Raw genomic sequence first — 15,242 nt, forward strand, 5'->3', positions numbered from 1 at the left:
CTGTATGGCTTATCGATATATCTTGTTCTATAAACCCTATAATGTCCTCAGTCAGTTTACTGATCGTGATTCTCATACTCCGTCTCGACAAACTTTGAAGGATTACATCCCTATTCCTTCCGTCTACTCAGTCGGACGATTAGACCTTGATAGTGAAGGGTTACTTTTACTGACTGATGATCGCAAACTTAAATATCGACTTGGCCAGCCAGAATTTGCTCATCCTCGTACTTACTGGGTTCAGGTGGAAAGAATACCCACTACACAGGCCTTAGAACAACTGCGACGGGGAATCACCATTCAAAATTATCGCACCCGAACAGCGAGGGTTCAACTACTATTAACTGAACCACTTCTTCCCCCTCGTATCCCTCCCATTAGATTTCGCCAAAATGTCCCTACCGCTTGGCTCGAAATTACTTTAACTGAAGGACGCAACCGTCAGGTTCGACGCATGACCGCCGCCGTCGGCTTCCCTACTTTGCGACTGGTTCGTGTCGCGATCGCTCATTTGACTCTCAATTCACTTCAACCTGGCGACTGGCGAGATTTGCACCCCCACGAAATTCAGCCGTTTTTCAGTTGATTTATTTTTTCAAAAAAAAAAATAGCCCAGCCCGTCACCGCTCCAGGGGGTTGACAAGCCGAGCGAATGGGGATATGATAGAGTCATATCCTACATAATGGGAGGCATGAGTTAAATAAAAAAATTACGCATATCCCATTATATAATATAGTAGCAGAAGCGCCGCCCAAAAGCAAGGGTTTCCCCAAAAAAAGTGGCGCGGGGGGCCAAGATAATTTTTTTTTATTTTTCGGGATAAAATTACCTGTAGGGGCGGGTTCCGCAGTCAGCCATAATTCCCACAAGTCAGCTTGATAAACCCGCCCCCAGGGTGCTAGATCCGCCATCGGGAAAAACCAGCCAACTATATACACCCGCCCCAGGGTGCGTAGGGGCGGGTTCCGCAGTCAGCCATAATTCCCACAAGTCAGCTTGATAAACCCGCCCCCAGGGTGCTAGATCCGCCACGGGAAAAACCAGCCAACTACCTACACCCGCCCCCACGCCATAAAACACACCGGGATATTACACCCGCCCCTACCCCATCAATTCCCAACATAACTCCCGAAAGCGATCGCCACTGATTAAACTGATTAATGTTTATTTTTTCAAAAAAAAAAAAATAGCCCAGCCCGTCACCGCTCCAGGGGGTTGACAAGCCGAGCGAATGGGGATATGATAGAGTCATATCCTAAATAATGGGAGGCATGACTTAAATAAAAAAATCACGAATATCCCATTATTCAATATAGTAGCAGAAGCGCCGCCCAAAAGCAAGGGTTTCCCAAAAAAAAGTGGCGCGGGGGCGCCCAGATAATTTTTTTTTATTTTTCGGGATAAAATTAGTTGTAGGGGCGGGTTCCGCAGTCAGCCATAATTCCCACAAGTCAGCTTGATAAACCCGCCCCTGCGGGTTCCGCAGTCAGCCATAATTCCCACAAGTCAGCTTGATAAACCCGCCCCTGCGGGTTCCGCAGTCAGCCATAATTCCCACAAGTCAGCTTGATAAACCCGCCCCTGCGGGTTCCGCAGTCAGCCATAATTCCCACAAGTCAGCTTGATAAACCCGCCCCTGCGGGTTCCGCAGTCAGCCATAATTCCCACAAGTCAGCTTGATAAACCCGCCCCTGCGGGTTCCGCAGTCAGCCATAATTCCCACAAGTCAGCTTGATAAACCCGCCCCTGCGGGTTCCGCAGTCAGCCATAATTCCCACAAGTCAGCTTGATAAACCCGCCCCTGCGGGTTCCGCAGTCAGCCATAATTCCCACAAGTCAGCTTGATAAACCCGCCCCTGCGGGTTCCGCAGTCAGCCATAATTCCCACAAGTCAGCTTGATAAACCCGCCCCTGCGGGTTCCGCAGTCAGCCATAATTCCCACAAGTCAGCTTGATAAACCCGCCCCTGCGGGTTCCGCAGTCAGCCATAATTCCCACAAGTCAGCTTGATAAACCCGCCCCTGCGGGTTCCGCAGTCAGCCATAATTCCCACAAGTCAGCTTGATAAACCCGCCCCTGCGGGTTCCGCAGTCAGCCATAATTCCCACAAGTCAGCTTGATAAACCCGCCCCTGCGGGTTCCGCAGTCAGCCATAATTCCCACAAGTCAGCTTGATAAAAACCCGCCCCTGCGGGTTCCGCAGTCAGCCATAATTCCCACAAGTCAGCTTGATAAACCCGCCCCTGCGGGTTCCGCAGTCAGCCATAATTCCCACAAGTCAGCTTGATAAACCCGCCCCTGCGGGTTCCGCAGTCAGCCATAATTCCCACAAGTCAGCTTGATAAACCCGCCCCTGCGGGTTCCGCAGTCAGCCATAATTCCCACAAGTCAGCTTGATAAACCCGCCCCTGCGGGTTCCGCAGTCAGCCATAATTCCCACAAGTCAGCTTGATAAACCCGCCCCTGCGGGTTCCGCAGTCAGCCATAATTCCCACAAGTCAGCTTGATAAACCCGCCCCCAGGGTGCGCGATCGGCCACGGGAAAAACCAGCCAACTATATACACCCGCCCCTAGCGATAAAACACACCGGGAACTATATACACCCGCCCCTAGGGTTCTGCATTGTAGTGTTACCTGGGTTCAAATTGAATTTGGGCTGTTAGACATCCTTGGGAAACAACAACTAAAATTTGGATGGTATCCAGACCGAAGCCTGCCATTTTGGTGGAATACGCCACCCGGAGCAGAATGGCGAGGTTATTGCTCTATCCTTAAATTTGACGACTAACTAACATAGACTAACCCCCAACCAAGAAGCGATCGCTCAAGAGGTAAGCGATCGACCCTTAAACTCAAAAACCGCCCCGGTGCATTTCTTTTGTAAAGTGCAACTACTTGCAGTTATTTTGGTTCGCTAGGTAGCTATCAGCGAACTCAGTTAAAACCCTCCGCAGTTCTCGCTTAGGTATAACCGCAAGTTTGTCTTTTAAATCCTGGGCTACTCTAATGCCAAACAGTATATTCGCGGGTTGAGATCCTTCCTGTTTCAGCTTACTTGGATTCTTGTCTGTGAAAAAGTTGGGATTGCCAACTCGATCATAAACGCCTCTTCTGCCTCTTTTCATTTTTTTACCCTCTGTAAAGTTTTGTAAACAATTGCACGTTTTCGGTACTATTGTGTATAATCTTATCAGAGGGATAAGGAAAGAGCCGTTGCAGCGGCTCTGACCCATCAAATCTCTCAAAACGGTTAAGAACCAATTAACTCATCAGTTGAGGATTCTATATGCATACTACCACACAGAGCAAATCTTTGGCAAGTATCTTGTACAGCAAAGCCGCCGTCGCGCGGATTTGTGGTTGCTCTCACCAAATTATTGCCAGGGTTGAAATTTGGTGGAAAGTAATTTTTGTTGTTTTCAAAAAGGGTCACGGGTTGAGACCCAAGTTTGTCAGTAAAAAATCTTTTCATCAAAACTTCCAAACCTTCAGGAAACGCAACACCGGGAAGCTAGAAATATACCCCCACAATCAACCCTATAAATTTGCTGTTGTTAATCCCCAAGGAGACACCTATGAAGTGTCCATCGAAGAAGAGGAAATAACTTGCACTTGCCAGGATTTTGATTTCCAGAGTAAAAACCGTGATGTACTTACCCTAGAAACCGGAACGCGCTGGATTCCCAAGTGTAAGCATATTCACAAAGTATTAGAACTTGGCGATAGGGAGGAGCTTAGAGATTTGATCAACTCTGAAGGGGGTGTTGAGTTTGACGCAGACGACAACTGGTTAATCAGTGATGATTGGGTCAGTGATTATGAATACTCCCAAGTGCCACCCAACTGGTAATTTTCGGTAACTTCCAGGAATCGGTGATTAATCCCTCCCTTCACCCAACCTCGCCAACACAACGACTAAGGAATCCATCATGACCACCACTATCTATAAAAAACTGTTAACTGTCCGAGCCTCAATCTCCGATCTAAACAGAAGCGGGTACAACAAATTTAAGCAGTTTCATTGCTCGACTAATGTTTATTTTTTCAAAAAAAAAAATAGCCCAGCCCGTCACCGCTCCAGGGGGTTGACAAGCCGAGCGAATGGGGATATGATAGAGTCATATCATAGATAATGGGAGGCATAACTTAAATAAAAAAATCACCAATATACCATTATATAATATAGTAGCAGAAGCGCAGCCCAAAAGCAAGGGTTTCCCAAAAAAAGTGGCGCGGGGGCGCCCAGATAATTTTTTTTTATTTTTCGGGATAAAATTAGTTGTAGGGGCGGGTTCCGCAGTCAGCCATAATTCCCACAAGTCAGCTTGATAAACCCGCCCCTGCGGGTTCCGCAGTCAGCCATAATTCCCACAAGTCAGCTTGATAAACCCGCCCCTGCGGGTTCCGCAGTCAGCCATAATTCCCACAAGTCAGCTTGATAAACCCGCCCCTGCGGGTTCCGCAGTCAGCCATAATTCCCACAAGTCAGCTTGATAAACCCGCCCCTGCGGGTTCCGCAGTCAGCCATAATTCCCACAAGTCAGCTTGATAAACCCGCCCCTGCGGGTTCCGCAGTCAGCCATAATTCCCACAAGTCAGCTTGATAAACCCGCCCCTGCGGGTTCCGCAGTCAGCCATAATTCCCACAAGTCAGCTTGATAAACCCGCCCCTGCGGGTTCCGCAGTCAGCCATAATTCCCACAAGTCAGCTTGATAAACCCGCCCCTGCGGGTTCCGCAGTCAGCCATAATTCCCACAAGTCAGCTTGATAAACCCGCCCCTGCGGGTTCCGCAGTCAGCCATAATTCCCACAAGTCAGCTTGATAAACCCGCCCCCAGGGTGCGCGATCGGCCACGGGAAAAACCAGCCAACTATATACACCCGCCCCAGGGTGCTGTAGGGGCGGGTTCCGCAGTCAGCCATAATTCCCACAAGTCAGCTTGATAAACCCGCCCCTGCGGGTTCCGCAGTCAGCCATAATTCCCACAAGTCAGCTTGATAAACCCGCCCCTGCGGGTTCCGCAGTCAGCCATAATTCCCACAAGTCAGCTTGATAAACCCGCCCCTGCGGGTTCCGCAGTCAGCCATAATTCCCACAAGTCAGCTTGATAAACCCGCCCCCAGGGTGCGCGATCGGCCATAATTCCCACAAGTCAGCTTGATAAACCCGCCCCCAGGGTGCGCGATCGGCCATAATTCCCACAAGTCAGCTTGATAAACCCGCCCCCAGGGTGCGCGATCGGCCATAATTCCCACAAGTCAGCTTGATAAACCCGCCCCTGCGGGTTCCGCAGTCAGCCATAATTCCCACAAGTCAGCTTGATAAACCCGCCCCTGCGGGTTCCGCAGTCAGCCATAATTCCCACAAGTCAGCTTGATAAACCCGCCCCCAGGGTGCGCGATCGGCCACGGGAAAAACCAGCCAACTATATACACCCGCCCCAGGGTGCTGTAGGGGCGGGTTCCGCAGTCAGCCATAATTCCCACAAGTCAGCTTGATAAACCCGCCCCTGCGGGTTCCGCAGTCAGCCATAATTCCCACAAGTCAGCTTGATAAACCCGCCCCTGCGGGTTCCGCAGTCAGCCATAATTCCCACAAGTCAGCTTGATAAACCCGCCCCTGCGGGTTCCGCAGTCAGCCATAATTCCCACAAGTCAGCTTGATAAACCCGCCCCTGCGGGTTCCGCAGTCAGCCATAATTCCCACAAGTCAGCTTGATAAACCCGCCCCCAGGGTGCGCGATCGGCCATAATTCCCACAAGTCAGCTTGATAAACCCGCCCCCAGGGTGCGCGATCGGCCATAATTCCCACAAGTCAGCTTGATAAACCCGCCCCCAGGGTGCGCGATCGGCCATAATTCCCACAAGTCAGCTTGATAAACCCGCCCCTGCGGGTTCCGCAGTCAGCCATAATTCCCACAAGTCAGCTTGATAAACCCGCCCCTGCGGGTTCCGCAGTCAGCCATAATTCCCACAAGTCAGCTTGATAAACCCGCCCCCAGGGTGCGCGATCGGCCACGCACCCCACAAGCCAACTTTCGCTCGCCCCCCCTGGCTGTGCGTAGGGTGCGTCACATCCGATCAGCCACTGGGAAAACGAAAAACTTGCGCTATGTGACGCACCTTCTGAGGCCATGAAACACACAAGCCAACTTTCGCTCGCCCCCCCACGCCATAAAACACACCGGGATATTACACCCGCCCCTACCCCATCAATTCCCAACATAACTCCCGAAAGCGATCGCCACGATGTTCAAAACTGCGATACTGGTCAAAACTAGCACAGGCGGGGGAGAGCAAAACAGCCTTAGCTTGGAACACACTAGCCAATTCCGCCGCGCGGGGGATGGCATTTTCGAGAGTTTCCACAATTTCGACATTGTGATAGTCAGTTTCCTGTAACCTTTGAGCAAAGGTGGGGGCTGCCGTTCCGATTAATAAAACCGCCGCCGCTTTTTGGTGAATAGTATTAATCCAGTGGGTATCATCACCAGCTTTAGCTTCTCCACCAGCAATTAAAATCACAGGTGGTTCCACTGCGGCCAATCCGACCTGAGCCGCATCATAATTAGTAGCCTTGCTATCATTAATCCAGCGAATTCCCATCCAGGTGTTAACCTCTTCGAGGCGGTGAGGAACTCCAGGAAAAGTAGAAATAGCGTGAGCAATTGCTTCCTTGTCAATTCCGGCTATTCGGGCTGCGGCTACAGCCATAAGTAGGTTTTGGCGATTATGGTCTCCCACCATTTTCAGCGAGTCAACTGGTGCGATCGCGCATCCGTTTTGGTAGACCCAGTTTTCTTGAATATATACACCCCTCTGGCGATCGCCCAATAATTCCTCAGCACCATTAACGCTAGTCCAGACAGCTTGTGGCCAGAGTTCCGGTGCGGCTCGCCGGAGATAAGCGTCATCACCATTAAAGACCTGCACCTGGGAACGTTCCATTAAACGAGCTTTAATCCGAAAATAATTATCTAGCGTGTAATGGCGGTTAAGATGATCTGGGGTAAAGGTAGTCCAGATGCCGATTTGAGGCGCGAGGGTTGATGATGACTCAATCTGAAAACTGCTAATTTCAGCAATGACCCAATCTAAGGGTGTCGAGGAGTTTTGTTGTTGTTGCAGCGCCAACTCACAGACAGCATTACCAATATTTCCGCAAGCCGGGGCCGCACTTCCCGCCACTTCAAATATTTTAGCAATCAGGGCCGTGGTAGTAGTTTTGCCGTTAGTCCCCGTAATTCCCACCCAAGGGATATCCTGGAGATTTCGCCAAGCCAGTTCCATTTCGCCGATAGTTTCTATACCCAGACTGCGGGCGGTTTCCAATGCTGGCAAATCCCAGGGAACCCCGGGACTAACCACTACCAAATCTGGTGCCGTGTCGGGGTCGAAATTCTGCCTCAAATTAACTGTAATTCCTTCCTCAATGAGGGTCTGACACTGTTGCTGTAGAGATTCTGATGTGTTGCGATCGCTAACAGTTACCTGCCATCCCTGAACCTTTAACAGGCGCGCCGTGGCATTTCCTGATTTTCCCAGACCAATAATATGAGCGTTGGGCATTGTATCCTTACCCTGCACCTTGATTGAGCATTTTTGATTCTATCAGAAGAGGCTGATTTTAAGTGACCTTAGGGGAGTTTATCCGGTTATTAATATTTTTGGCGTTTAATTATATCATAAAAAATTATTTTGTCAAGTTACTTGACAGATTGTAACAAAAACGTTACATTGGTTAACATAAATTAATAAACGGGATTACCCCAAGAAGTTCCCACTGACCTTGGTGAAACTTTCTTAGTAGTAATTCTGATGCAATTATCGGAGGATAAAAAATGGTTATTTTAGCAGCTTTATTTATCAGTGGTTGGCTGGCTGTTTCTGTAATTGGAACTATGGCTTATTTTCGTGGTGAACAGTCCAAACCCATCCACATGAGAAACTGGAACTCTGATTCCTTTGACAGTCTTTCTCAGGCGTTAACAGGTGTAGCCGTAGACTATAGCCAACGGGTTCCTGCTTACAGTATGGATGCTTACCGCAGCCAGAATTTCTCCAAGTAAATTCTCTTCAGTCACCAATAGCTTTTAGACTCTCTTCTTGAGGGCAATCCTAACGGGTTGCTCTTTTTTTTTTATAGTGATATAATCATCACCCGTGGGGGGTAATTAGTTTTTAGTCTCTACCTTGAGGAGCATCATAATTTGATGTCAATTATCATGTCAAGGCGGGTTGAGAATGCGGGTTAAGAATCAAGAATATTTTAATCCCAGGACTCCATAGAAGAATCAGAAGTTTGATTATCCAAAGGTAAAGCATCAACAGATAATTGTTTGAGTTCGGGAAGTTTTACCACTTCTTTTTCAGTTTGTTTAACATTAATAGGTAACTGTAAAGGTTTGACCTTCTCAATCCAACAACTAGCCAGAGGTAAAGTTTGTTCAAGTTCATCAAGGGGACGAGGGATGACCATCACTGCATTTAATTCGCCAATGCGTTCAGCCTCATACATTCCAGCTTCTAAAGCCACTGCTACATCAGCAACCGAACCCCGAATAATAGCAGTACATAGTCCCGCGCCAATAATTTCATAGGAAGCGAAATAAACATCTCCCGCCTTCAGCATCGCATCAGCCGCGCCGACCATAGCAGGAAATCCTCTCGTTTCCAATAAACCTACGGCTTGATTACTGAGGCGAGAGTGACCGCCACTGGCTGCTAATTGGGAGAGACGAGACCCAATCGGTAAAACATACTCTAAGTTAGGGAGAGGCCTAGCAATGACTAGGGAAGAAACAAACTGATTGAACTGTTTAGCAGTATCAACTCCGGTTTCAATGGCTAGGCGGATATCAGCAATACGACCGCGCACAATAGCGGTACAGTAGCCACTACCGATTTTTTCATACCCAACCAGGTGAACACCTGCAGATTTCAGCATCATATCAGCAGTGCCGACGATCGCTGGAAAACTGCGGGTGGAGATTAACCCCAAAGCAGTATCTTTAAATTCTGGCTCAGTATTGCGCCTTTGGGGAAATGAGGTTTGCAAGTGTTCATCCATGACTGTATTTTACCTGCTAGAGAGAAGACTTGAGAATCCCGATGGATTAATCTGGGGATTTTCGCGTTCATCAACCCCAGTTTCTCTCAAAAATTAGGGGGTTTTCTATGGGGGAGCAAAGTCTTTAACAACTCATTGATTTGAGTTTGTCCGTAGACCTGCGGACCTTTGCGAATTGAGGGTTCTGGTTCTGGTTCTGGTTCTGGTTCCGGTTGGGGTTCTGGTTCCGGTTGGGGTTCCGGTTCCGGTTGGGGTTCCGGTTCCGGTTGGGGGATGAAATCAACCTCAGTAGCAGAAAAATTGACCTGACGAGATTGATCACCAATTAATGAACCGGAAGCTACAACGTGCTGAGATGGGATATCAGAATTAATCAAAGTTGACTCTGAACCAATACAAGCCAGAGCCCCAATTTTTCCAGCACCGACGATGAGTACAGTAGTACCAATACAGACACCCTTATCTATTTCTAGGATACCCTGATCAGCATGAATAATAGTCCCCATACCAATACAGACCCCAGCAGCGATCGCAATTTGGCTATCAGGAGCGGCGGTAATTACCACTCCTGGGGCGATGGCTACACTGGGGTCAATGGTGACATCGCCACTCACATAGTAAGCATAATCCGGGTGATGGGGTGGCGACATACACATTCGGCTTGAACCTCTGAAAAGTAAACAGGGATTTTCGAGAGAGTTAATTAAGGTCGTTGGATAATTTCCTCAAGAACCCGACGCTTGGCTTGAGCATCAATACCAATCAAGCGAACATACTCACCGCTATGTTCCTGCATACAGCCTTCTAGGGCTGCCATAACCTCCCGTTGATTATTAGAGTCGATGGGGGTACAGCTACGCCAGGACCCCGTGCGGAAGCGACGCTTATCAGCGTGTTCCGTGCCAATTTTATAACCCTGAGCCAGGAGGTTTTTAACTTGCTCAATAGTTTCAGAAGTCAAACTACTATTAGCAGATGAGTAGGATGATTGAGCTGAACGACTAGAGGGCGCAGGGGAAGCCGCGCTAGGACCAGGGGTAGCAGAAACCCTACCGTCAGGTCGTTGGATAATCTCTTCAACCGCCCGCCGTTTAGCTTTTTGGTCAATGCCAATTAAGCGGACATATTCCCCTGTATGCTCGTTCATGAAGGCATCTAATTGACTGAGAACAGCCGAAGCACTGGAGCTGTCAATTTGGGGACCACTACGCCAGGAACCCGTGCGGAAGCGACGCGCGTCGGCGTATTCCGTGCCAATTTTATAGCCTTGGTTCAGGATTTGGGAAACCTTTTGTGCCAAGTCAGAACTACCAGTAGCAGTAGTTCTGGAGGGGCTGGCTGTGGAAGCTGCGGCATTGGAGACCTGACCGTTAGAGGACTTACTAGCGACAGGACCATCAGGACGTTGGATAATTTCTTCAAGTACCCGGCGCTTGGCTTTGCTATCAATTCCCAACAGGCGGACATATTCGCCTTGATGGTCTTGCAGACAGGCGGCTAAGGCTGATACAACTTCGCTGGTGTTGCGGGAGTCAATGGGAGCGCAACTGCGCCAAGAACCTGTGCGGAAGCGACGTGCGTCGGCGTGTTCGGTACCAATTTTATAGCCTTGGGCTAGAAGTTGGCTGATGGTTTGTACCGTTTCTGGGGGAATAGGCCCTGCGCCTAGGTTGCTATGTCCGCCAGATCTAGCGCGGCCACCATTACTGCTGCTTCCCTTAGTTTCATTTCGTAGGGGACTGATGCAGGCGAGGTTTTCTGAACACTGATAACCTGCTGCTAATGCTTGGTTAACTCCCACCACATGAGTTGAGAATTTGATATCAGTATCTGTTACGCTCGGTAAGCGATCGGCTTGTTGTTGGTTAGTGATAATTGCTCCTGAGGGAACATATTTTCCGGGGGGAATTTCCACATCTTGGATGAGGGCGTGCATCATGACAATACAACCATTTCCGACTCTGGCATTGAATACAGTAGAGCGGAAACCAATAAAGCAATTGTCCCCGACATAAGCCGGACCATGAATCAGAGACAAATGGGTGATTGAGGAATTTTTACCAATCCAAACGGAGTAGGATTGACCATCATCTCCTTTGACTTTGCCTTCATCTAAGCCGTGAATAACAACGCCATCTTGAATATTGGACTCATCGCCAATATAAAAGGGGAATCCTTCGTCAGCGCGGATAGAGGTTCCCGGGGCGACCAGGACATGAGCGCCGATGCGAACATCACCGATGATATTCGAGAAGGAATGAACGTAAGCTGTGGGGTCAATTTTGGGCTCCGCCAGGTTTTTAGACCAGGGTGTGGGAGGAGCCGCATGGCCTTTAACTGCCATAACTGAATTTCTCCTAACTAACTTTTTATAGGGTTGACTTTTGGTGGTACGGATAATCGATGAATTATCCCTGTAGGGGCTGGTTATTCGGTATTTTCGCGCCTTCGGGAGTATACTTGCAAACCTCCCCGTACCAGGCTTTGGGGTTAACCCAGCTCTGTTGCTCAACCTAAACGGTTCTGCTGTTTTTGACTGTAAATCTGGCCATTAGCAGTGCTAACGGTGTCAATAATGGCAACTACGGCTGCATCACTGGGTCGATTTTCGCTTCCAGGAATTTGGCGAGCCGCACTTCCGAGACTAACCAGAACCCACTCACTAAAACCCGCACCCACATAGTCGCACGCCACTTCATATTTTGATGTTGGCTCTCCCTGTTCATCTAAGAGTTGCAATAGCAAAAACTTGGAACCTCGGAGACTGGGTTCCTTCTGGGTACTAACAACTGTGCCAATAACTCTGGCAATTTGCATCTTAATTTGATGTTAAGGAACTGTACGGCAGGAACATTTTTCCCCCCGACTGAGCAGGAAAATAGATGGGGTCAATTGGTAGATTGACCTACTACGGGCGAACTATGCAGTCGGTTCGGGCTTGGCTGTGGTTGAACTACATACCCCTAGGGGTCATTGGAGTTAACCTACGGACGGTTAAGAGGACGTATCCCGGCGACGCTTTCACGGAATTGTTCTACCGCTTCGGTGTAACGAATTGGTAGGACATATTCTAGGTTTTCATGGGGACGGGCAATAATATGGGTGGAAAGAACTAACCCACCATTTACCCGTCGCACCGACTCGGTTCCGGCGGAGACAGAAGCCTGAACTTCTGACACATCTCCGCGAACAATGACGGTGACACGACCGCTACCGATTTTTTCGTAGCCTACTAAGGTTACGCGGGCAGCTTTTACCATGGAATCGGCTGCCTCTACTACCGCTGGAAAACCCAGGGTTTCTATCATGCCAACTGCAATGGCCATAGTATGTTTTGACTCCTGAACCTCGATTTGATTACCACGCCTAGATGTCGCACAGAACACTGGTTTCTACTCGGTTCGGCTCTGATGGCTTCTCAGACAAGCTATCAACTCCCTGATCCTAATTTTCAGGGAGGGAGTTTTCAGAACTTAGAGACAAGATTGGCCTTGTCTGTACGACTTTTTCGGCGATCGGGTGAGGGGGTTAACGCTTGCCCCATTACGTCTAGTAGGACCGGAACTGTTCGACCGCATCGGTGTAACGAATTGGTAGAACGTACTCTAGATTTTCATGGGGACGAGCAATGATGTGGGTTGATGATACTTCTCCACCATTCACCCGTTTGACTGACTCAATGCCAGCGGAAACTGATGCTTGTACCTCGGAGACATCTCCTCGGACAATCACGGTCACACGACCGCTGCCAATTTTCTCATATCCGACTAAAGTAACGCGCGCGGCTTTTACCATGGAGTCGGCTGCTTCTACAACAGCCGGAAAGCCTATGGTTTCAATCATTCCAACAGCGATGGACATCTTACAACTACTCCTAATTACGGACAGACTGAACTCAACTGGGCAAATCTCTTGCTAACTGAGTCCCATGACCACAAAGACTAATGATTCTTTTTGTGTATGCGGAAAAATTTTTCAACCTCCCTCAAATTATAAGAATACGAGAATTGTGGCTTCTTTGACAATATTAATCTGGATTATAATTTCTCATGTTCGAGATTATTTTTATTGATTGTTAATAGAAATTAAGGTTTTTTAAACAAAGTTAATATTTGGAGACAAAAATGCCGATTTATCTTGACTTTTGTAACAACTTGTGCTATATCCCAAAGGCAGACCCTAGGTAATTTGACTAGAAATGGCTGGTTATTGGGGATGAATTTGACGATTAGCTCTGTTTAGGACGGAAATTCTGATATATTAATCTGAGGGTTAATATTTCTTTATGTAAGTTAAATGATTCAGTTCCTCCTACAAGCTAGTTGGTGGATACCCATATATGGTCTCATGGGGGCAGTGTTGACCCTTCCTTGGTCAACGGGGTTAGTCCGACGCACAGGGCCAAGACCAGCAGCCTACTTTAATATATTGATGACTTTAGTGGGTTTTATCCACGGTGCGGTAATTTACCGATCTATCTGGTCAATGCCGGGTCAACAAATTCACATTGCATGGTTACAAGCTGCGGGATTAGACTTATCTTTTGTCCTAGATGTTTCTCCCGTAAGCCTAGGAGCCGTGGAACTGGTCACAGGTATCAGTCTAGTGGCTCAGGTTTATGCCTTGGGGTACATGGAAAAAGACTGGGCGACGGCTCGGTTTTTTGGTTTGATGGGCTTTTTTGAGGCGGCAGTGAGTGGTTTGGCTTTGAGTGACTCGCTGCTACTTAGTTATATTTTGTTGGAATTGCTGACTCTCTCAACCTATCTACTGGTGGGTTTTTGGTATGCTCAACCCCTGGTAGTCACGGCGGCGCGAGATGCGTTTTTAACTAAACGAGTGGGAGATGTATTGTTGTTAATGGGGGTGGTTTATATCGGCACGATCGCCGGTAGTTTAAACTTCTCGGATTTAGAACTATGGTCGGAAACCCACAATTTACCACCCCTTACGGCGACTTTATTAGGATTAGCCCTAATTTCTGGACCTATTGGCAAATGCGCCCAATTTCCCCTACACCTATGGCTTGATGAAGCTATGGAAGGTCCAAACCCGGCTTCTCTACTCCGAAATTCGGTAGTAGTGGCGGCGGGGGCCTATGTTCTGATTAAACTACAACCAATTGTCGCGCTGTCTCCGGTGGTGTCGGACACTTTAATTGTGTTGGGAACAGTAACGGCTATTGGGGCTTCTTTGGTGGCGATCGCTCAAATTGATATCAAACGAGCGCTTTCCCACTCTACTAGCGCCTATTTGGGTTTAGTGTTTGTAGCCGTAGGTCAAAGCCATGTGGATATAGCCCTGCTGTTACTATTCACCCATGCGATCGCCAAATGTCTGTTATTCATGAGTGCAGGTTCAGTAATTTTGACCACCAACACCCAAGACATGACCGAAATGGGGGGATTATGGTCTAAAATGCCTGCCACCACCACTGCATTTATTGTTGGTGCATCAGGAATGGTAGCCGGATTACCTTTAGGGATGTTCTGGACTTTCCGAAGGTGGGTAAGTGGTTTCTGGACTGTACCACCTTGGTTATTGATTTTGTTGCTGCTGGTGAACTTCCTCACCACCCTAGGATTAACCAGAGTTTTCGGCTTAGTCTTTACTGGTCAGTCGCAACCGAAAACCCGACGCGCCCCAGAAGTCCTGTGGCCGATGGCTTTACCAATGGTTTCCATGACTATTGTGACTCTGTTAGTGCCGATGATGCTACAAAGCTGGCAACTATTACTGAGTTGGTCAGGAACCTTCGTAGAAGCGCCCGTCTCTGGAGTCCAAGAAGTAATTAACCATGTAGCTTTACCCCTGTTGTTGGTCTCAAGTGTATTAGGGGTGGGTATAGGTAGCAGTATTTATGTATACGGGCCGGGGAGAGAACCCTATAAATTCCCCTACCAACCCATACAGGATTTACTCGCTTACGATTTCTATATCGATCGCCTTTATGGTCTGACCGTTGTATTTTTGGTTAATCGTATCTCCGCCATCAGTTATTGGATCGATCGCTATATCATCGATGGGTTTGTCAACGGCTTAGGTTTAGCCACCCTCTTTAGCGGTGAAGGACTTAAATATAGTATTTCTGGACAATCACAGTTTTATGTCTTCACCATAGCCACAGGTATAGCCGTGTTGTTGATTTTAATGCTGTGGCCATTTTAG

14 protein-coding genes are annotated in these 15,242 nt (G+C 48.3%); 4 read left to right on the forward strand and 10 right to left on the reverse strand.

The features are described 5' to 3' along the window. Positions 1-4: 4 nt before the first annotated feature. Positions 5-586 carry a pseudouridine synthase gene (locus HFV01_RS02320; protein ID WP_006669328.1) on the forward strand — a complete coding sequence of 194 codons (582 nt, stop codon included), beginning with the start codon at positions 5-7 and terminating at the stop codon, positions 584-586. 285 nt (positions 587-871) lie between these two features. On the opposite strand, the gene HFV01_RS02325 is transcribed toward HFV01_RS02320, so the two are convergent. After that, entirely contained in the window at positions 872-1,081 is a 210-nt protein-coding gene (locus HFV01_RS02325) for a hypothetical protein (RefSeq protein ID WP_006623499.1), read from the reverse strand. Positions 1,082-3,288: 2,207 nt separating this feature from the next. Here HFV01_RS02325 and HFV01_RS02330 point away from each other — a divergent pair. Beyond that, positions 3,289-3,852 carry a hypothetical protein gene (locus HFV01_RS02330; protein ID WP_006623502.1) on the forward strand — a complete coding sequence of 188 codons (564 nt, stop codon included), beginning with the start codon at positions 3,289-3,291 and terminating at the stop codon, positions 3,850-3,852. A gap of 1,251 nt (positions 3,853-5,103) precedes the next feature. On the opposite strand, the gene HFV01_RS02335 is transcribed toward HFV01_RS02330, so the two are convergent. From HFV01_RS02335 to murD, 3 genes are all read right to left on the reverse strand, one after another. Next, positions 5,104-5,250: a hypothetical protein gene (locus HFV01_RS02335; RefSeq protein ID WP_162198551.1), complete on the reverse strand. Its 147-nt coding sequence runs from the start codon at positions 5,248-5,250 to the stop codon at positions 5,104-5,106. A 463-nt stretch (positions 5,251-5,713) separates the two neighbouring features. Next, positions 5,714-5,860, reverse strand: a complete 147-nt coding sequence (locus tag HFV01_RS02340; protein ID WP_162198551.1) for a hypothetical protein — start codon at positions 5,858-5,860, stop codon at positions 5,714-5,716. 348 nt (positions 5,861-6,208) lie between these two features. Then, positions 6,209-7,573 (reverse strand): UDP-N-acetylmuramoyl-L-alanine--D-glutamate ligase, encoded by a 1,365-nt coding sequence (gene murD / locus HFV01_RS02345; protein ID WP_193520798.1) that lies wholly within the window; start codon positions 7,571-7,573, stop codon positions 6,209-6,211. A 272-nt stretch (positions 7,574-7,845) separates the two neighbouring features. Between murD and HFV01_RS02350 the strand changes: the two genes are divergently transcribed. Further along, on the forward strand, positions 7,846-8,073 hold the full coding sequence (locus HFV01_RS02350; protein WP_006623506.1) for a photosystem II protein, Psb35-related: 228 nt from the start codon (positions 7,846-7,848) through the stop codon (positions 8,071-8,073). A 200-nt stretch (positions 8,074-8,273) separates the two neighbouring features. Here the strand turns inward: HFV01_RS02350 and ccmO are convergent, their stop codons facing one another. The 6 genes from ccmO to HFV01_RS02380 form a co-directional block, all read right to left on the reverse strand. Next, the gene (ccmO, locus tag HFV01_RS02355; protein WP_006623507.1) at positions 8,274-9,074 is read right to left on the reverse strand and encodes a beta-carboxysome assembly protein CcmO; all 801 of its coding nucleotides are present in this window, start codon (positions 9,072-9,074) and stop codon (positions 8,274-8,276) included. A gap of 86 nt (positions 9,075-9,160) precedes the next feature. After that, positions 9,161-9,730: a beta-carboxysome scaffolding protein CcmN gene (gene ccmN, locus HFV01_RS02360; protein ID WP_006623508.1), complete on the reverse strand. Its 570-nt coding sequence runs from the start codon at positions 9,728-9,730 to the stop codon at positions 9,161-9,163. 47 nt (positions 9,731-9,777) lie between these two features. Next, positions 9,778-11,418, reverse strand: a complete 1,641-nt coding sequence (gene ccmM / locus HFV01_RS02365; RefSeq protein WP_006623509.1) for a beta-carboxysome scaffolding protein CcmM — start codon at positions 11,416-11,418, stop codon at positions 9,778-9,780. Between the two features lie 164 nt (positions 11,419-11,582). Next, positions 11,583-11,891 (reverse strand): beta-carboxysome shell vertex protein CcmL, encoded by a 309-nt coding sequence (gene ccmL, locus HFV01_RS02370; RefSeq protein WP_006623510.1) that lies wholly within the window; start codon positions 11,889-11,891, stop codon positions 11,583-11,585. 167 nt (positions 11,892-12,058) lie between these two features. Beyond that, positions 12,059-12,400 carry a carbon dioxide-concentrating mechanism protein CcmK gene (locus HFV01_RS02375; RefSeq protein WP_006618785.1) on the reverse strand — a complete coding sequence of 114 codons (342 nt, stop codon included), beginning with the start codon at positions 12,398-12,400 and terminating at the stop codon, positions 12,059-12,061. A gap of 223 nt (positions 12,401-12,623) precedes the next feature. Continuing rightward, entirely contained in the window at positions 12,624-12,935 is a 312-nt protein-coding gene (locus tag HFV01_RS02380; protein WP_006618784.1) for a carbon dioxide-concentrating mechanism protein CcmK, read from the reverse strand. A 435-nt stretch (positions 12,936-13,370) separates the two neighbouring features. Here HFV01_RS02380 and HFV01_RS02385 point away from each other — a divergent pair, with 435 nt between their 5' ends. After that, on the forward strand, positions 13,371-15,242 hold the full coding sequence (locus tag HFV01_RS02385; RefSeq protein WP_006623511.1) for an NAD(P)H-quinone oxidoreductase subunit F: 1,872 nt from the start codon (positions 13,371-13,373) through the stop codon (positions 15,240-15,242).

Origin of the sequence: Limnospira fusiformis SAG 85.79, from assembly GCF_012516315.1 — a bacterium.
Taxonomy (GTDB): Bacteria; Cyanobacteriota; Cyanobacteriia; order Cyanobacteriales; family Microcoleaceae; genus Limnospira; species Limnospira fusiformis.